Source organism: Pseudomonas paraeruginosa (genome assembly GCF_003025345.2).
In the GTDB taxonomy this organism is placed as follows: domain Bacteria; phylum Pseudomonadota; class Gammaproteobacteria; order Pseudomonadales; family Pseudomonadaceae; genus Pseudomonas; species Pseudomonas paraeruginosa.
The window spans coordinates 4,807,147-4,823,741 of sequence record NZ_CP020560.1 but is presented as its reverse complement, the minus strand read 5'-3'; the positions used below and the strand labels follow the sequence as shown (position 1 = coordinate 4,823,741).

The window sequence follows — 16,595 nt, the reverse complement described above, 5'->3', positions numbered from 1 at the left end:
GCATGTCTCATCAATCCGATCTGATCAGCGAGGACATCCTCGCCTACCTGGGGCAGCACGAACGCAAGGAACTGCTGCGCTTCCTCACCTGCGGCAACGTCGACGACGGCAAGAGCACCCTGATCGGGCGCCTGCTGCACGATTCCAAGATGATCTACGAGGATCACCTGGAGGCGATCGCCCGCGACTCGAAGAAGGTCGGCACCACCGGTGACGACGTCGACCTCGCGCTGCTGGTCGACGGCCTGCAGGCCGAGCGCGAGCAGGGCATCACCATCGACGTGGCGTACCGCTACTTCAGCACCGCCAAGCGCAAGTTCATCATCGCCGACACCCCCGGCCACGAGCAGTACACCCGCAACATGGCCACCGGCGCATCGACCTGCGACCTGGCGATCATCCTCATCGACGCCCGCTACGGCGTGCAGACCCAGACCCGCCGGCACAGCTTCATCGCTTCGCTGCTGGGCATCCGCCACATCGTCGTGGCGATCAACAAGATGGACCTGAAGGACTTCGACCAGGGTGTCTTCGAGCGGATCAAGGCCGACTACCTGGCCTTCGCCGAGAAGATCGGCCTGAAGACCAGTTCGCTGCACTTCGTGCCGATGTCGGCGCTCAAGGGCGACAACGTGGTCAACAAGTCCGAGCGTTCGCCCTGGTACAGCGGCCAGTCGCTGATGGAGATCCTCGAGACCGTCGAGATCGCCGCCGACCGCAACCTCGACGACATGCGCTTTCCGGTGCAGTACGTTAACCGGCCGAACCTGAACTTCCGCGGTTTCGCCGGCACCCTGGCCAGCGGCGTGGTGCGCAAGGGCGACGAGGTCGTGGCGCTACCGTCCGGCAAGGGCAGCAAGGTGAAGTCCATCGTCACCTTCGAGGGCGAACTGGAGCAGGCCGGACCCGGCCAGGCCGTCACCCTGACCCTGGAAGACGAGATCGACGTGTCCCGCGGCGACATGCTGGTGCATGCCGACAACCGCCCGCTGGTCAGCGACGGCTTCGACGCCATGCTCGTGTGGATGGCCGAGGAACCGATGCTGCCTGGCAAGAAGTACGACATCAAGCGCGCCACCAGCTACGTGCCGGGCTCGATCCCGAGCATCGTCCACAAGGTGGACGTGAACACCCTGGAGCAGACCCCGGGCAGCGAGCTGAAGCTCAACGAGATCGCCCGGGTCAAGGTCAGCCTGGACGCGCCCATCGCGCTGGACGGCTACGAGCAGAACCGCACCACTGGTGCCTTCATCGTCATCGACCGCTTGACCAACGGCACCGTCGGCGCCGGCATGATCATCTCCGAGCCGCCGGCAGGCCATGGCGCGGCTCAGCATGGCGCGAGCGCCCACGTCACCCGCGAGGAGCGCGCCGCGCGCTTCGGCCAGCAGCCGGCCACCGTGCTGTTCAGCGGCCTCTCCGGCGCCGGCAAGAGCACCCTGGCCTATGCCGTGGAGCGCAAGCTGTTCGACATGGGCCGCGCGGTCTACGTGCTCGACGGACAGAACCTGCGCCACGACCTGAACAAGGGCCTGCCGCAGGATCGCGCCGGGCGCACCGAGAACTGGCTGCGCACCGCGCACGTCGCCAAGCAGTTCAACGAGGCCGGGCTGATCAGCCTGTGCGCCTTCGTCGCGCCGAGCGCGGAAGGTCGCGCGCAGGCCCGGGCGCTGATCGGCGCCGAGCGCCTGATCACGGTCTACGTGCAGGCCTCGCCGCAGGTCTGCCGCGAACGCGATCCCCAAGGGCTGTATGCGGCGGGACAGGACAACATCCCTGGCGAGTCCTTCCCCTACGATGTGCCGCTGGACGCCGACCTTGTGATCGATACCCAGTCGCTGAGCGTCGAGGACGGCGTGAAGCAGGTGCTCGAGCTGTTGCGCGAACGCCAGGCGATCTGATCGTTTCGCAGCCATGAAAAAGCCCCGCGGATGCGGGGCTTTTTCATGGGCGTCCGACGGTTTTGCACAACGCGTCAGTACTTGCCTTTCAGGCCGTAGGTGGCGTCCAGGGTGCCGGGGCTGTCCGGGCTCTTCGGCGCGTAGTCCTTCGGCACCTCGCCGCTGGCCGGCGGGGTCAGGCGCTCGCGGCGCTCGGCCGGGTAGGCTTCGTCGGCATGCAGCGCGGCCAGCAGGCGCTGGCGGGTCTGTTCGTCCAGGGCCAGGCGCTGGGCACCGTCGGAGAGGTGCTCCTGCACGTCCTGGTAGCTCTGGGTCAGCTTCTTGACGAGGCTGGCGGTGGTGTTGAAATGGGTCACGACTTCGCGCTGATAGCTGTCGAAGCGGTCCTGCAGGTCGTCCATCTGGCGTTGCACCTTGTTCGGTGCGGCGTTGGGCAGCAGGCGGGCGATCAGAAAACCGATGGCGACCCCGGCGACCAGGGCGAGGGCCGGCAGCAGCCAGGCGGTGAGCGACTGTTCCACGCGAATCCTTCCTCTATAGACGGCTTTGCTTTACGTTAACGGCTTGAGTCCGAGCTGTATACCACGGCACGCGAGTAAGTGCCTGTGTCGCTTGGAGTAATCTGCTAGACGAGTCGACCCGAGCCGGGGTCACGGAGTACCTGTTTGTCTACCCGCGAAAACCCTGTAACCATCGACGGTCCCTGCGGGCCGCTGGAAGCCCTGCACCTCGACCTGGCGGACGCCCGCGGCATCGCCCTGGCCTGCCACCCGCATCCGCTGTTCGCCGGCACCATGCAGAACAAGGTGGTCGCCACCCTGCAGCGCGCCGCCCGCGACGCCGGCCTGGCGACCCTGCGCTTCAACTTCCGCGGCGTCGGCCAGAGCGCCGGCAGCTACGCCGAGGGTATCGGCGAGATCGATGACGCCGAGGCCGCCGCGCGCTGGTTGCTGGAGCGCCATCCGGGGCTGCCGCTGACCCTGATGGGCTTTTCCTTCGGCTCCTGCGTGGTCGGCAACCTGGCCGGCCGCCTGGAGGCGCAGGACGTCGCGCTGGCGCGACTGTTCATGATCGCGCCGCCGGTCGAGCGCTTCGCCGTCAGCCTGCCCGGGCGCTGCCCGCTGACCGTGATCCAGCCGGAAGACGACGATGTGGTCACGCCTTCGGCGGTGTATGCCTGGAGCGAGTCCCTGGCGCGTCCGCACGAGTTGCTGCGGGTGGCTGAAAGCGGACATTTCTTCCACGGCAAGCTGATCGAGCTGAAGGACCTGCTGCTGCCGCGCCTGCAGGACTGACGTCGTCGCGCCGGCCCTGCTACCATCCGGCGCGCCATCTTTTTCTTTGCCTGACACCTGGTATCGCATGACTACTCGTATCCTGACCGGCATCACCACCACCGGCACTCCGCACCTGGGCAACTACGCCGGCGCCATCCGCCCGGCGATCCTCGCCAGCCGTCGGAGCGACGTGGATTCGTTCTACTTCCTGGCGGACTACCACGCCTTGATCAAGTGCGACGATCCCGCTCGTATCCAGCGCTCGCGCCTGGAGATCGCCGCGACCTGGCTGGCCGGTGGCCTCGACGTCGAGCGTGCGACCTTCTACCGGCAGTCGGACATTCCCGAGATTCCCGAGCTGACCTGGCTGCTCACCTGCGTCAGCGCCAAGGGCCTGCTCAACCGCGCGCATGCCTACAAGGCGGCGGTGGACCGCAACGTCGAGGCCGGCGAAGACCCGGACGCCGGCGTGACCATGGGCCTCTACAGCTACCCGGTGCTGATGGCCGCGGACATCCTGATGTTCAACGCGCACAAGATCCCGGTCGGTCGCGACCAGGTGCAGCACGTGGAAATGGCCCGCGACATCGGCCAGCGCTTCAACCACCTGTTCGGCAACGGTCGCGAGTTCTTCGTCCTGCCCGAGGCGGTGATCGAGGAAAGCGTCGCCACCCTGCCGGGCCTGGACGGACGCAAGATGTCCAAGAGTTACGACAACACCATCCCGCTGTTCAGTTCGTCCAGGCAACTCAAGGACGCCATCGCCCGCATCGTCACCGACTCGCGCGCGCCGGGCGAAGCGAAGGACCCGGACAACTCGCACCTGTTCACCCTTTATTCGGCCTTCGCCAGCTCGGAGCAGGTCGCCACGTTCCGCCAGGAGCTGCTCGACGGCCTGGCCTGGGGCGAGGCCAAGCAACGCCTGTTCCAGTTGCTCGACGACGAACTGGGCGAGGCCCGCGAGCGCTACCAGGCGCTGATCGCCAAGCCGGACGACATCGAGGACATCCTTCTCGCTGGCGCGGCCAAGGCGCGCCGCATCGCCACGCCGTTCCTCGGTGAGCTGCGCGAGGCGGTCGGCCTGCGCTCCCTGCGCGAGCCGCTGAAGAGCGCCGAGGCTGGCAGGAAGAAGGCCACCAAGGCGGCGCGCCTGGTCAGCTTCCGCGACGACGACGGCAGCTTCCGTTTCCGCCTGCTGGATGCCGCCGGCGAGCAGTTGCTGCTGTCCCGCGCCTTTGCCGATGGCAAGGCCGCCGGCGCGGTGAGCAAGCGCCTGCAGGGCGGCGAGGGGACCGACCTGCGGGTCGACGGCAATGCCTTCGGCCTGTGGCTGGACGGCGAAGCGGTGGCGCAGAGCCCGGCCTTTGCCGACGCCGCCGCCCGCGACGCCGCCATCGAGCGCACCCGCGAAGCGCTGGCGCCGCAGGAATAAGGCTGCGGCCCGCCCTCGACGGATGGCCGATTGCCAAGAGACGGGGTCGTCGCTAAAGTGACGGCCCCGTTTTCGTTGCATTGCTACCGATCATGACGCCCCTCGAGCGCTACCAGGCCGATCTCCAACGCCCCGATTTCTTCCACGATGCCGCACAGGCGAATGCCGTGAAGCATCTGCAACGCCTCTACGACGACCTGGTCGCCGCCGACCATGCCAAGCCCGGCCTGTTCGGCAAGCTGCTCGGCAGGAAGTCCGGCGGGCCGGTCAAGGGCCTGTACTTCTGGGGCGGCGTCGGCCGCGGCAAGACCTACCTGGTGGATACCTTCTTCGAATCGCTGCCGTTCGAGCAGAAGGTGCGCACGCACTTCCACCGCTTCATGAAGCGGGTGCATGAAGAACTGAAGACCCTCAAGGGCGAGAAGAACCCGCTGACCATCATCGGCAAGCGTTTCGCCGACGAGGCGCGGGTGATCTGTTTCGACGAGTTCTTCGTCTCCGACATCACCGACGCGATGATCCTCGCCACGCTGCTGGAAGAGCTGTTCAAGAATGGCGTGAGCCTGGTGGCGACCTCCAACATCGTTCCGGACGGCCTGTACAAGGACGGCCTGCAGCGCGCGCGCTTCCTGCCGGCGATCGCCCTGCTCAAGGAGCATACCGAGATCGTCAACGTCGACAGCGGCGTCGACTATCGACTGCGTGCGCTGGAGCAGGCGGAGCTGTTCCACTGGCCGCTCAGCGAGCAGGTCGAGGAGGAGATGGCGCGCAGCTTCAAGGCCCTGACCCCGGACTGCGCCAAGGCCCAGCGCGACGAGGCGCTGATGATCGAGAACCGCGAGATTCGCGCGCGCCTGACCTGCGACGACGTTGCCTGGTTCGAGTTCCGCGAGCTGTGCGACGGCCCGCGCAGCCAGAACGACTACATCGAACTGGCGAAGATCTTCCACGCGGTGCTGATCTCCAACGTCGAGCAGATGGGCGTCGCCAAGGACGACATGGCGCGACGCTTCATCAACCTGGTGGACGAGTTCTACGACCGTAGCGTCAAGCTGATCATCTCCGCCGAGGTCGAACTCAAGGACCTCTATAGTGGCGGCCGGCTGGAATTCGAGTTCCAGCGCACCCTCAGCCGTCTGCTGGAAATGCAGTCCCACGAATACCTGACGCGTCCGCACCGGCCCTGATCCGGGGCGGGAACGAGAAAGGGGTTGCCGATGGCAACCCCTTTTTTCATGGGCGCGCGGCGTCTCAGCGTTGCGCGGTGTTCTGTTCGAAACCGGCGAGGAGCTTCTTCGCGTGGGCCACTTCGAGGGCTTCCATGGCGTTGATCGGCTTGATCGCCACGGCCTGCTTCAGTTGGGCGATGGCTTTCTCCCGTTCGTCGTCGCCGTATACGTAGGTCAGCGCGTTGGCGTATTCGTAGTGGCCGATCGGCAGGTCGTCGGCCTGGCGGAAGGAGCGGGCGAAATACTGCTCCATCTTGTCGGCGCTGACCCCGTAGGTCATCTTGCCGACCAGCTTGCCGACCTTGCGGATCACTCCCGCCTCGTAACCGCCGTAGAGCGCCAGGGCGAACGGCTGGTTGGGCTGCCTGGCCAGGAGGGCGTCCAGTTCCCTGGGGATCTCGCTGGTATAGCCGCGCTTGAGCACCACCGGTACCGACAGCTCCTCGGCCAGGCGCGCCTTGGCGTAGACGCTGCCGAACTGGGCCACGATATCGGCCTTGACCAGCGGGCCGGCCTGCTCGGTGTAGTCGATCACCTCTTCCAGCAGGCGCTGCTTCTCCGCCTGGGTGGGCGCCAGGAACATGGCGTAGAGCACCTGGGCGAACATTGCCGGGACCTGGCCGCCAACCCCCAGGGCCAGGCCCTGTTCCTTGGCCTTGGCGTAGTCGCCACGGAACAGCAGGCGCCAGACGTCCTGCAGTCGCGCCGCATACTCCGCGGCTTCCTCGGGCCTGCCGGTAAATCCGGTGCCGGCCTTCACGGTCTTTTCCAGGGCGTCGGGGTGCGAGGTGGCCATGCTCACCACCCAGTCGGCGTCCGGATAGGGATAGCTGCCGAAGCCGCGGGTCAGGCGCGGCCAGGCTTCCTTCAACTTGTCGCCGGGATAGTCATAGGCGCTCTGGTCGTAGGGGAAGGCTTTCCAGTGGTCGGCGGCCATGACATTCGTACCGAAGAGGGCCAGGAAGGCGAGCAGATAAAGGCGCATGGCAAAGGTCCGTTCTTGTCGTTGTTCGGAACGCCCGCGTCTGCGGCGGGCCTGCGAGGTTCATGAGAACCCGTGCAGGCCCGCCTGGCTACCCATCCTAGGGATGGCCGGCTCAGCTTTCCTTCTGCAGGAACTGGCGGCGGTAATGGTGGGGGGAGAGCTCCGTGTGCTGGCGAAACAGGCGGGCGAAGAAGCTGGCGTCGTCGTAGCCGACTTCGTAGCTGATCGTCTTGATGCTCTTGCGGGTACTCGACAACAAGCCCTTGGCGGTCTCGATGCGCAGGCGCTGCAGGTAGTGCAGTGGCTTGTCGCCGGTGGCCGCCTGGAAGCGCCGCATGAAGTTGCGGATGCTCATGCCGTGGTCGCGGGCGACATCCTCGAAACGGAACTTGTCGGCGAAGTGGTCTTCCAGCCATTGCTGGATCTGCAGTATCGTCGGGTCGTGGTGCAGTTTCTGCCCGCCGAAGCCGATGCGTCCCGGGGTGTAGCTGCGCTGCACCTCGTAGAGGGTATCGCGGGCCACCGCCTGGGCCACCGGACCGCCGCAGAAGCGTTCGATCAGGTAGATGTACAGGTCGCAGGCGGAGGTGACGCCGCTGGCGCAGAACAGGTCGTCGGCGTCGGTGAGGTGTTTTTCCTGGTTGAGCAGCACATTCGGAAAGCGCTCGGCGAATTCCCGGTAGAAACGCCAGTAGGTGGTCGCTTCCTTGCCGTCCAGCAGCCCCGCCCGGGCCAGCCAGAAGACCCCGGTGGCCTCGCCGCATAGCGCGGTGCCCTCGGCGTGGCTGCGGCGCAGCCAGGGGACGATCTGCGGATAGCGCCGCTCGAGGGCGTCGAAGTCGCCCCAGAAGGCTGGCAGGACCACGATATCGCAGGCGGCGAGGGGGCCGTCGACGGCGATGCTGTCGCCGCTGAAGCTGCGTACCGGCTGGCCGTCGGGGCTGAGGATGCGCGTACGGAAGGCCGGCTGCAGGCCGAGGCCCTGCTGCTTGCCGTGGCGCAGGCTGGCCATGTGGAAGAAGTCCTTGGCCTGCATCAGGGTCGAGGCGAAGACGCCGTCGATGGCGACGATGCCGACATGTTTCAGCACCGGGGCGGATTGAGCGCGCATGGATTTTTATCGTTGTTGTGAGTAAGGGAAAGCGGTCAAAAGGCGGCTGGATCGTCTTATTTTTTGGCGCAACTGTCCAGTGCGTCGGTCGGGGCATTTCCCTACAGTCGAAGGCCTGCCGCGTGCGGCCAATCCGATCCCAGACCGTTTCCAGGTGACCACGATGATACCGAGAACCCTGTTCAGCTCCGACCACGAACTGTTCCGCGACAGCGTGCGCAAGTTCCTCGAACAGGAGGCCGTGCCTTTCCATCACCAGTGGGAAAAGGATGGGCATGTCGACCGCGCGCTCTGGAACAAGGCCGGCGAGGCCGGAATGCTCTGTTCGCACCTGCCGGAGGAATATGGCGGGATGGGCGCGGACTTCCTCTACAGCGCGGTGGTCATCGAAGAAATCGGTCGGGCCGGGCTGACCGGGATCGGCTTCTCCCTGCATTCGGACATCGCCGCACCCTACATCCTCCACTACGGCAGCGAGGCGCTGAAGCGCAAGTACCTGCCGAAGCTGGTATCCGGCGAGATGGTCGCGGCCATCGCCATGACCGAACCGGGCGCCGGCTCCGACCTGCAAGGGGTGAAGACCACCGCGGTACTGGATGGCGACGAGTACGTCATCAATGGTTCGAAGACCTTCATCACCAACGGCTTCCTCGCCGACCTGGTGATCGTGGTGGCGAAGACCGATCCGAAGGCTGGCGCCAAGGGCATAAGCCTGTTCGTGGTCGAGGCGGGTACGCCGGGCTTCAGCAAGGGCAAGCGACTGGAGAAGGTCGGGATGAAGGCCCAGGATACCTCCGAACTGTTCTTCCAGGATGTGCGGATTCCCCGGGAGAACCTGCTCGGCAAGGACGGCCAGGGATTCATCTACCTGATGCAGGAGCTGCCGCAGGAGCGCCTGACCGTCGGTATCGGCGCGCTGGCATCGGCCGAGGCGGCCCTGCAATGGACGCTCGACTACACTCGCGAGCGCAAGGCGTTCGGCAAGTCGGTGGCGGATTTCCAGAACACCCGTTTCAAGCTGGCGGAAATGGCCACCGAGATCCAGGTCGGCCGGGTCTTCGTCGATCGCTGCATGGAGCAGCATCTCCAGGGCAAGCTGGACGTACCCACCGCCGCCATGTGCAAGTACTGGACGACGGACCTGCAATGCAAGGTGCTCGACGAATGCGTGCAATTGCACGGCGGCTACGGCTTCATGTGGGAATACCCGGTGGCGCGGGCCTGGGCCGATGCCCGGGTGCAGCGGATCTACGCCGGTACCAACGAGATCATGAAGGAGATCATCGCGCGGGCCCTGTGACGCGCTCCCGGCCGCCGGGCCCTGGAGAGCTCAGGGCGCCGGGTTCGGTTGCTCCCGGTGGATCGCGTCGATAGCGGCGAGCACTTCCTCGTCCAGCTTCAGGTGGATGCTGCCAAGGTTGGTTTCCAGTTGTTCCAGCGAGGTGGCGCCGATGATGTTGCTGCTGACGAACGACCGCGAGGTGACATAGGCCAGCGCCATCTGCGCCGGCTCCAGCCCATGCTCGCGGGCGAGCGCCACGTAGCGCGCGCAGGCCGCCTCGGCCTGCGGGTTGGTGTAGCGGGTGAAGCGGCTGTAGAGACTGATGCGCGCGTTGGCCGGACGGGCGCCATTCCCGTACTTGCCGGAAAGCATGCCGAAGGCCATTGGCGAGTAGGCCAGCAGGCCACATTGTTCGCGGATGGCGATCTCCGCCAGGCCGACCTCGAAGCTGCGGTTGAGCAGGTTGTAGGGATTCTGGATAGACACCGCGCGCGGCCAGCCGCGCTCCTCGGCGAGCCTGAGGAAGGTCATGGTGCCCCAGGGCGTTTCGTTGGACAGGCCTATATGGCGGATCTTGCCGGCGCGCACCTGCTCGTCGAGCACTTCCAGGGTTTCCTCCAGGGGGGTGAAGCTCTCCTCCTGGTGCTGGTAACCGAGCTGGCCGAAGAAGTTGGTGCGCCGTTCGGGCCAGTGCAACTGGTAGAGGTCCAGCCAGTCGGTCTGCAGGCGCTGCAGGCTGGCGTCGAGAGCGGCGACGATGTGGCGGCGGTTGAACCTGAGGTTGCCGTCGCGCACATGGCTGATGCCGTTGCCGGGGCCGGCGATCTTGCTGGCGAGGATCCAGTCGGCGCGGTCGCCGCTGCGGCGGAACCAGTTGCCGATGATGCGCTCGGTGCTGGCATAGGTTTCCGCGCGCGGCGGCACCGGGTACATCTCCGCGGTATCCATGAAATTGATCCCGGCGGCCTTGGCCCTGGCGATCTGGGCGAACGCCTCCTCCTCGCTGTTCTGCTCGCCCCAGGTCATGGTGCCGAGGCACAGGGCGCTGACTTTCAGGTCGGTGCGGCCGAGCGGGCGATACTGCATGCGGGTGTCCTCGTGAAATTAAGTGGTTAATGCGGTTGTAAATTCTGGCGAAATCTGCATAATTCCGCAGCCTTTCATCGGCGGGGGATGCCTAGCCTGCCGATCGATATATCTAGTCGTTACGGACGCACACCGACCCGAGCCCCAATTCGTGTCTGTTTTCGGCTGTCCTTGACTTGTCAAGGCAACCACTGTCCAGTAAGATTCGCCGTCTTATTTTCAGGCGGCCCCTGAGGCTATAACGAATGAAAACCTATACCGCGAAACCGGAAACTGTACAGCGCGACTGGTTCGTCGTCGACGCTGCCGGCCAGACCCTGGGTCGTCTGGCGACCGAAATTGCCCGCCGCCTGCGTGGCAAGCACAAGCCTGAGTACACTCCGCACGTTGATACCGGCGACTACATCGTCGTCATCAACGCCGAGCAGGTGCGTGTGACCGGTGCCAAGACCACCGACAAGATGTACTACCACCACTCCGGCTTCCCGGGCGGCATCAAGTCGATCAACTTCGAGAAGCTGATCGCCAAGGCCCCTGAGCGCGTCATCGAGACCGCTGTGAAAGGCATGCTGCCGAAGAACCCTCTGGGTCGCGATATGTATCGCAAGCTGAAGGTGTACAAGGGTGCCAACCACCCGCACACCGCTCAGCAGCCCCAAGAACTGAAGATTTAACGGGATAGCTCATTATGTCGGCGACTCAAAATTACGGCACTGGCCGTCGTAAGACCGCTACCGCTCGCGTCTTCCTGCGTCCGGGTACTGGCAAGATTTCCATCAACAACCGCGGCCTCGACCAGTTCTTCGGTCGTGAAACCGCTCGCATGGTCGTGCGTCAGCCGCTCGAGCTGACCGAGACCGTCGAGAAGTTCGACATCTTCGTCACCGTCGTCGGCGGTGGTGTAAGTGGTCAGGCTGGCGCGATCCGTCACGGCATCACCCGTGCCCTGATCGAATACGACGAAACCCTGCGCAGCCCGCTGCGCAAGGCCGGTTACGTGACCCGCGATGCCCGCGAAGTCGAGCGTAAGAAAGTCGGTCTGCGTAAAGCGCGTAAGCGTCCGCAGTACTCCAAGCGTTAAGTCGACGCTTGATGAAAAACGCCCACCTCTTCGGAGCTGGGCGTTTTTTTATGTCTACGCTCTACTCTCTGCGGCAAGGTGTCGCATGGCCGGAGAGCGCGCCCTGCAAGGGTTTCGGGCTGTTTGTGTCAGGCTATTACCTTGTCATCAAAGGGGGTTTTCTTTACCATTTGGCGAATTTTTTGCGCGGCTCGAATTTTTACTTAAAGGCCTGATTAGAACAGGTCTGAAGCTGATGGGAGACGACTGAATGAGTAATGACGGCGTGAATGCAGGCCGGCGTCGCTTCCTCGTCGCGGCCACTTCTGTGGTTGGCGCGGCGGGAGCGGTGGGTGCTGCGGTCCCGTTCGTAGGGTCATGGTTCCCCAGTGCCAAAGCCAAGGCTGCTGGCGCGCCGGTGCAGGTGAACGTGGGCAAGATCGATCCAGGTCAGCAGATCATCGCTGAATGGCGCGGCAAGCCCGTATTCATCGTGCACCGTACGAAGGAGATGCTGGACGCCCTGCCGAGCCTCGAAGGACAACTGGCCGACCCGGACTCCAAGGCCTCGGAGCAGCCGGAGTACGTCGATCCCAAGCTTCGCTCGATCAAGCCGGAACTGGCGGTGATCGTCGGCATCTGTACCCACCTGGGCTGCTCGCCGACCTTCCGTCCCGAAGTCGCCCCTGCCGACCTCGGTCCGGACTGGAAGGGTGGCTATTTCTGCCCTTGCCACGGCTCCCACTACGACCTCGCCGGTCGTGTCTACAAGGGCCAGCCTGCGCCGCTGAACCTGCCGATTCCGCCTTATACGTTCGATGCTGACGATGTCATCACCATCGGCGTGGACCAGGAGAAAGCCTGATGAACAAGTTCATGGCTTGGGTCGATGCGCGTTTTCCCGCGACCAAGATGTGGGAAGACCATCTGAGCAAGTACTACGCACCGAAGAACTTCAACTTCTGGTATTTCTTCGGCTCCCTGGCGCTGCTGGTGCTGGTGAACCAGATCCTCACTGGTATCTGGCTGACCATGAGCTTCACGCCGTCGGCCGAAGAGGCGTTCGCCTCCGTCGAATACATCATGCGCGATGTCGACTACGGCTGGATCATTCGCTACATGCACTCCACCGGTGCATCGGCGTTCTTCATCGTGGTCTACCTGCACATGTTCCGCGGCCTGCTCTACGGCTCCTATCAGAAGCCGCGCGAGCTGGTGTGGATCTTCGGCATGCTGATCTACCTGGCGCTGATGGCCGAGGCCTTCATGGGCTACCTGCTGCCTTGGGGCCAGATGTCCTACTGGGGCGCCCAGGTGATCATCTCCCTGTTCGGCGCGATTCCTGTGGTCGGCGAAGACCTGGCCCAGTGGATCCGTGGTGACTTCCTGATCTCCGGCATCACCCTGAACCGCTTCTTCGCCCTGCACGTGATCGCCCTGCCGATCGTCCTGCTTGGCCTGGTCGTGCTGCACATCCTGGCGCTGCACGAAGTCGGTTCGAACAACCCGGACGGCGTGGACATCAAGAAGAAGAAGGACGAGAACGGCGTACCGCTGGACGGCATCGCGTTCCACCCGTACTACACCGTGAAGGACATCGTCGGCGTCGTGGTGTTCCTGTTCATCTTCTGCACCGTGATCTTCTTCTTCCCGGAAATGGGCGGCTACTTCCTCGAGAAGCCCAACTTCGAGATGGCCAACCAGTTCAAGACCCCCGAGCACATCGCTCCGGTCTGGTACTTCACCCCGTTCTACGCGATCCTCCGCGCGGTTCCGGACAAGCTGATGGGCGTGGTGGCGATGGGTGCGGCGATCGCCGTGCTGTTCGTCCTGCCGTGGCTGGATCGCAGCCCGGTTCGCTCGATCCGCTACAAGGGCTGGTTGAGCAAGCTGTGGCTGGTGATCTTCGCGGTTTCCTTCGTGATCCTCGGCTACTACGGTGCCCAGGCTCCGAGCCCGCTGGGTACCACCCTGTCGCGCATTTGCACCGTCCTGTATTTCGCCTTCTTCATCCTGATGCCGTTCTACACCCGGATGGAGAAGACCAAACCGGTTCCGGAAAGGGTGACTGGCTGATGAAAAAGCAATTCGCTGCACTGATCCTGGCGGTACTGCCAGTCCTGGGTTTCGCCGCCGGCGGCCATGGGCCGCAACTGGACCATGTCGATATCGACCTGACCGACAAGGCGGCCATGCAGGATGGCGCGCGTACCTTCGCCAACTACTGCATGGGCTGTCATAGCGCCAAGTTCCAGCGTTACGAGCGCGTCGCCACCGACCTGGGCATTCCGGCCGACCTGATGATGGAAAAGCTGGTATTCACCGGCGCCAAGATCGGCGATCACATGGATATCGGCATGAAGCCGGCCGACGCCAAGACCTGGTTCGGCGCCGCTCCGCCGGACCTGACCCTGGTCGCCCGCGTACGTGGCACCGACTGGCTGTACAGCTACCTGCGTTCGTTCTACGAGGATCCCAAGCGTCCGTGGGGCGTGAACAACGTGGTCTTCCCGAACGTCGGCATGCCGAACGTCCTGGCTCCCCTGCAGGGACGCCAGGTGATCGGCTGCAAGCAGGTGCAGGTGGTCGAGGATGGCAAGAAGCAGTTCGACCCGCTGACCGGCACCCCGCTGACTCACGAAGCCTGTGACCAGCTGACCGTGGTGCCGAAGACCGGCGAGCTGAACGAAGCCCAGTTCGACGAGAAGGTCAAGAACCTGGTGACCTTCCTGGCCTATTCGGCCAACCCGAACAAGCTGGCCTCCGAGCGTATCGGTACCTACGTCCTGCTCTACCTGGCCTTCTTCTTCGTATTCGCCTATCTCCTCAAGCGCGAGTACTGGAAGGACGTGCACTAACCCGCACGTTGGTCTCGAAGCGCGCGCCCTCCGGGGCGCGCGCGTCTTTTCACCTCCCACAAGTCGACCTGCGAGGAGGGCTCCATGGCTTCGATCAACAAGCTGACCTGCTATTCCGATCCCGCCGATCACTACTGCCATCGCATTCGCCTGGTCCTGGCCGAGAAGAATGTGAGCGTGGACGTGGTCGATATCCAGGCGGGGCGCTGTCCGCCGGAGCTGGCGGAGGTCAACCCCTACGGCAGCGTGCCGACCCTGGTCGATCGCGACCTGGCGCTGTACGAACCGACGGTGGTCATGGAATACCTCGACGAGCGCTACCCACATCCGCCACTCTTGCCCGACTATCCGGTGAAGCGTGCCAACAGCCGCTTGTTGATCCATCGTATCCAGCGGGACTGGTGTGCCCTGGTGGACCGGATCCTCGATGCGCGCAGCAAGGAGGCCGAGCGGGCGTTGGCGCGCAAGGAGTTGCGCGAGAGCCTGACCGGCGTTTCCCCGCTGTTCGCCGACAAGGCGTACTTCCTCAGCGAGGACTTCAGCCTGGTGGATTGCTGCCTGCTGCCGATCCTCTGGCGCCTCCCCGTACTGGGCATCGAGTTGCCGCGGCAGGCCAAGCCGTTGCTCGACTACATGGAGCGCGGCTTCGCCCGGGACAGCTTCCGGGCCAGTCTGTCTTCCGTTGAACGAGATATGCGTTAAGGAACATGAAGATGAATTCCAGCCGTCCCTATCTGGTCCGCGCGCTCTACGAATGGATCGTCGACAACGACTGCACGCCGCACATCCTGGTGAACGCCGAGTTCGCCGGGGTAAAGGTGCCTCCGGGGTACGCCAGCGATGGGCAGATCGTGCTCAATGTCTCGCCCTCGGCCGTGCGCCATCTGCACATGGACAACGAGGCGGTGAGCTTCGAGGGGCGTTTCGGGGGCGTGGCCCAGAGCCTGTACATTCCCGCGCTGGCGGTGATGGCCATCTATGCCAGGGAGAACGGCCAGGGCATGGTCTTCGATCTGGAGCAGCCAGGTCCGGTGGACGACGAGCCGGGTGATGACGACGGTGGGCCGTCCGATGAGCCGCCGCGTCCCAGCGGCAGGCCGTCGTTGAAGGTGGTCAAGTAGACGGCGAGCAATGAAAAAAGGCGATCGAAGGATCGCCTTTTTTCGTTCTGGCGTTCGTCAGTTTATGTATTCGAACAGCTTGACGATCTTCTGCACGCCGTCGACGCCTTGGGCGACACGGACGGCCTGGGCGGCTTCCTGCTGGTTGACCAGGCCCATCATGTAGACGATGCCGTTCTCGGTGACCACCTTGATCCGCGAGGAAGGCACGTTGGGATCGCTGAGCATCTGGGTCTTCAGCTTGGTGGTGATCCAGGTGTCGTTGTTGCGCGCGAGCAGGGAGGAGGGCGCGGTCACCTGCAGCTCGTTATGCACGTTCTTGACCTTCTGCACCGTGCGCGCGGCCTGCTCGGCCTTGCTCTTGAGGTCGGCGCGCGGGGTCTGGCCGGCGATCAGCACGATGCCGTTGTAGCTGACCACGACGATGTGGGAATCCTTGTCCAGGGCCGGATCGGCCTTGGCGATGTTCACCGCGGCCTTGGTCTCGATCAGCGAGTCGTCGATCTTGCTGCCGATGGTGCGGGTCCCGCGATCATCGTCGATCGGCTTGTCCCGGGTGGCGCTGAGGAAACTGCTGCAGCCTCCCAGGGCCAGGCTCAGGGCCAGGGTGGCGGCGACGAAGGCGGTACGGCTCATTCTTCACTCCCGAACAGTTGGCGGTCGATCAGGTCGCACAGGCAGTGGATGGCCAGCAGGTGGACTTCCTGGATGCGCGCGGTGATCTTGGACGGAACGCGGATTTCCACGTCTTCCGGCAGCAGCAGGGAGGCCATGCCGCCGCCGTCGCGGCCGGTCAGGGCGACCACCACCATCTCGCGGTCGTGGGCGGCCTGGATGGCCTGGATCACATTGGCCGAGTTGCCGCTGGTGGAGATCGCCAGCAGGACGTCGCCCGGCTGGCCCAGGGCGCGGATCTGCTTGGAGAAGACTTCGTTGTAGCTGTAGTCGTTGGCGATCGAGGTGATGGTCGAGCTGTCGGTGGTCAGGGCCACGGCCGGCAGGCTCGGACGTTCGCGCTCGAAGCGGTTGAGCAGTTCGGAGGAAAAGTGCTGGGCATCGCCGGCCGAGCCGCCATTGCCGCAGGAGAGGATCTTGCCCTCGTTGAGCAGCGCGTTGACCATCACCAGGCTGGCCTGCTCGATATAGGGGGGCAGAACCTCCAGCGCTTGCTGCTTGGTCTCGATGCTGGCCTGGAAGAGCTGGCGGATACGGTGTTGCATGTCCATCGGTAATGACCTTCGGTGGGGCGGCTG

The 16,595-nt window shown here is 64.3% G+C and carries 18 protein-coding genes; 12 read left to right on the top strand and 6 right to left on the bottom strand.

The features are described 5' to 3' along the window. Positions 1-2: 2 nt before the first annotated feature. The gene (cysN, locus tag B7D75_RS22855) at positions 3-1,901 is read left to right on the top strand and encodes a sulfate adenylyltransferase subunit CysN (protein ID WP_043101282.1); all 1,899 of its coding nucleotides are present in this window, start codon (positions 3-5) and stop codon (positions 1,899-1,901) included. A gap of 74 nt (positions 1,902-1,975) precedes the next feature. Here the strand turns inward: cysN and B7D75_RS22850 are convergent, their stop codons facing one another. Beyond that, positions 1,976-2,422 (bottom strand): YhcB family protein, encoded by a 447-nt coding sequence (locus B7D75_RS22850; RefSeq protein WP_003094304.1) that lies wholly within the window; start codon positions 2,420-2,422, stop codon positions 1,976-1,978. Positions 2,423-2,566: 144 nt separating this feature from the next. Between B7D75_RS22850 and B7D75_RS22845 the strand changes: the two genes are divergently transcribed. The 3 genes from B7D75_RS22845 (at position 2,567) to zapE (ending at position 5,797) form a co-directional block, all read left to right on the top strand. Then, positions 2,567-3,196: an alpha/beta hydrolase gene (locus B7D75_RS22845; RefSeq protein ID WP_053814530.1), complete on the top strand. Its 630-nt coding sequence runs from the start codon at positions 2,567-2,569 to the stop codon at positions 3,194-3,196. 67 nt (positions 3,197-3,263) lie between these two features. Beyond that, a complete protein-coding gene (locus B7D75_RS22840; protein ID WP_034080935.1) occupies positions 3,264-4,610 on the top strand; it encodes a tryptophan--tRNA ligase in 1,347 nt (448 codons plus the stop codon). Positions 4,611-4,702: 92 nt separating this feature from the next. Then, positions 4,703-5,797 (top strand): cell division protein ZapE, encoded by a 1,095-nt coding sequence (zapE, locus tag B7D75_RS22835; RefSeq protein WP_003150430.1) that lies wholly within the window; start codon positions 4,703-4,705, stop codon positions 5,795-5,797. Positions 5,798-5,861: 64 nt separating this feature from the next. Here the strand turns inward: zapE and B7D75_RS22830 are convergent, their stop codons facing one another. Next, positions 5,862-6,824: a hypothetical protein gene (locus B7D75_RS22830; RefSeq protein ID WP_043101277.1), complete on the bottom strand. Its 963-nt coding sequence runs from the start codon at positions 6,822-6,824 to the stop codon at positions 5,862-5,864. A gap of 112 nt (positions 6,825-6,936) precedes the next feature. Further along, entirely contained in the window at positions 6,937-7,836 is a 900-nt protein-coding gene (locus B7D75_RS22825; RefSeq protein WP_074197390.1) for a GlxA family transcriptional regulator, read from the bottom strand. Positions 7,837-8,089: 253 nt separating this feature from the next. Between B7D75_RS22825 and B7D75_RS22820 the strand changes: the two genes are divergently transcribed. Beyond that, a complete protein-coding gene (locus B7D75_RS22820; RefSeq protein WP_003120905.1) occupies positions 8,090-9,235 on the top strand; it encodes an acyl-CoA dehydrogenase family protein in 1,146 nt (381 codons plus the stop codon). A 30-nt stretch (positions 9,236-9,265) separates the two neighbouring features. Here the strand turns inward: B7D75_RS22820 and B7D75_RS22815 are convergent, their stop codons facing one another. Continuing rightward, complete coding sequence (locus tag B7D75_RS22815; RefSeq protein WP_053814529.1) at positions 9,266-10,303, bottom strand: NADP(H)-dependent aldo-keto reductase; 1,038 nt, start codon at positions 10,301-10,303, stop codon at positions 9,266-9,268. A 245-nt stretch (positions 10,304-10,548) separates the two neighbouring features. Between B7D75_RS22815 and rplM the strand changes: the two genes are divergently transcribed. The 7 genes from rplM (at position 10,549) to B7D75_RS22780 (ending at position 15,342) form a co-directional block, all read left to right on the top strand. After that, the gene (gene rplM / locus B7D75_RS22810; RefSeq protein WP_003150423.1) at positions 10,549-10,977 is read left to right on the top strand and encodes a 50S ribosomal protein L13; all 429 of its coding nucleotides are present in this window, start codon (positions 10,549-10,551) and stop codon (positions 10,975-10,977) included. 14 nt (positions 10,978-10,991) lie between these two features. Beyond that, complete coding sequence (gene rpsI / locus B7D75_RS22805) at positions 10,992-11,384, top strand: 30S ribosomal protein S9 (protein ID WP_003150422.1); 393 nt, start codon at positions 10,992-10,994, stop codon at positions 11,382-11,384. Positions 11,385-11,634: 250 nt separating this feature from the next. Next, positions 11,635-12,228 carry a ubiquinol-cytochrome c reductase iron-sulfur subunit gene (petA, locus tag B7D75_RS22800; RefSeq protein WP_003100631.1) on the top strand — a complete coding sequence of 198 codons (594 nt, stop codon included), beginning with the start codon at positions 11,635-11,637 and terminating at the stop codon, positions 12,226-12,228. Continuing rightward, complete coding sequence (locus B7D75_RS22795) at positions 12,228-13,439, top strand: cytochrome b (RefSeq protein WP_012077202.1); 1,212 nt, start codon at positions 12,228-12,230, stop codon at positions 13,437-13,439. Before petA ends, B7D75_RS22795 begins: the two co-directional genes overlap by 1 nt. After that, positions 13,439-14,221, top strand: coding sequence for a cytochrome c1 (locus tag B7D75_RS22790; protein ID WP_003150420.1), 783 nt, complete (start codon positions 13,439-13,441; stop codon positions 14,219-14,221). The genes B7D75_RS22795 and B7D75_RS22790 overlap by 1 nt, the downstream gene beginning before the upstream one ends. Before the next feature lie 84 nt (positions 14,222-14,305). Further along, entirely contained in the window at positions 14,306-14,923 is a 618-nt protein-coding gene (locus B7D75_RS22785; RefSeq protein ID WP_003150418.1) for a glutathione S-transferase N-terminal domain-containing protein, read from the top strand. Positions 14,924-14,934: 11 nt separating this feature from the next. After that, on the top strand, positions 14,935-15,342 hold the full coding sequence (locus tag B7D75_RS22780; RefSeq protein WP_003094153.1) for a ClpXP protease specificity-enhancing factor: 408 nt from the start codon (positions 14,935-14,937) through the stop codon (positions 15,340-15,342). A gap of 57 nt (positions 15,343-15,399) precedes the next feature. Here the strand turns inward: B7D75_RS22780 and B7D75_RS22775 are convergent, their stop codons facing one another. Together B7D75_RS22775 and B7D75_RS22770 are read right to left on the bottom strand one after the other, a co-directional pair. Next, a complete protein-coding gene (locus B7D75_RS22775; protein WP_003150415.1) occupies positions 15,400-15,978 on the bottom strand; it encodes a BON domain-containing protein in 579 nt (192 codons plus the stop codon). Further along, the gene (locus B7D75_RS22770) at positions 15,975-16,568 is read right to left on the bottom strand and encodes a phosphoheptose isomerase (protein ID WP_012077201.1); all 594 of its coding nucleotides are present in this window, start codon (positions 16,566-16,568) and stop codon (positions 15,975-15,977) included. The genes B7D75_RS22775 and B7D75_RS22770 overlap by 4 nt, the downstream gene beginning before the upstream one ends. Positions 16,569-16,595 lie beyond the last annotated feature (27 nt).

Excerpts from the sequence above, each read along its gene's own strand:
- cysN (WP_043101282.1), top strand. The coding sequence starts at position 3 with ATGTCTCATCAATCCGATCTGATCAGCGAGGACATCCTCGCCTACCTG.
- B7D75_RS22840 (WP_034080935.1), top strand. The coding sequence starts at position 3,264 with ATGACTACTCGTATCCTGACCGGCATCACCACCACCGGCACTCCGCAC.
- zapE (WP_003150430.1), top strand. The coding sequence starts at position 4,703 with ATGACGCCCCTCGAGCGCTACCAGGCCGATCTCCAACGCCCCGATTTC.
- B7D75_RS22830 (WP_043101277.1), bottom strand. The coding sequence starts at position 6,824 with ATGCGCCTTTATCTGCTCGCCTTCCTGGCCCTCTTCGGTACGAATGTC.
- B7D75_RS22825 (WP_074197390.1), bottom strand. The coding sequence starts at position 7,836 with ATGGCCAGCCTGCGCCACGGCAAGCAGCAGGGCCTCGGCCTGCAGCCG.
- B7D75_RS22815 (WP_053814529.1), bottom strand. The coding sequence starts at position 10,303 with ATGCAGTATCGCCCGCTCGGCCGCACCGACCTGAAAGTCAGCGCCCTG.
- rplM (WP_003150423.1), top strand. The coding sequence starts at position 10,549 with ATGAAAACCTATACCGCGAAACCGGAAACTGTACAGCGCGACTGGTTC.
- rpsI (WP_003150422.1), top strand. The coding sequence starts at position 10,992 with ATGTCGGCGACTCAAAATTACGGCACTGGCCGTCGTAAGACCGCTACC.
- petA (WP_003100631.1), top strand. The coding sequence starts at position 11,635 with ATGAGTAATGACGGCGTGAATGCAGGCCGGCGTCGCTTCCTCGTCGCG.
- B7D75_RS22795 (WP_012077202.1), top strand. The coding sequence starts at position 12,228 with ATGAACAAGTTCATGGCTTGGGTCGATGCGCGTTTTCCCGCGACCAAG.
- B7D75_RS22790 (WP_003150420.1), top strand. The coding sequence starts at position 13,439 with ATGAAAAAGCAATTCGCTGCACTGATCCTGGCGGTACTGCCAGTCCTG.
- B7D75_RS22785 (WP_003150418.1), top strand. The coding sequence starts at position 14,306 with ATGGCTTCGATCAACAAGCTGACCTGCTATTCCGATCCCGCCGATCAC.
- B7D75_RS22780 (WP_003094153.1), top strand. The coding sequence starts at position 14,935 with ATGAATTCCAGCCGTCCCTATCTGGTCCGCGCGCTCTACGAATGGATC.
- B7D75_RS22775 (WP_003150415.1), bottom strand. The coding sequence starts at position 15,978 with ATGAGCCGTACCGCCTTCGTCGCCGCCACCCTGGCCCTGAGCCTGGCC.
- B7D75_RS22770 (WP_012077201.1), bottom strand. The coding sequence starts at position 16,568 with ATGGACATGCAACACCGTATCCGCCAGCTCTTCCAGGCCAGCATCGAG.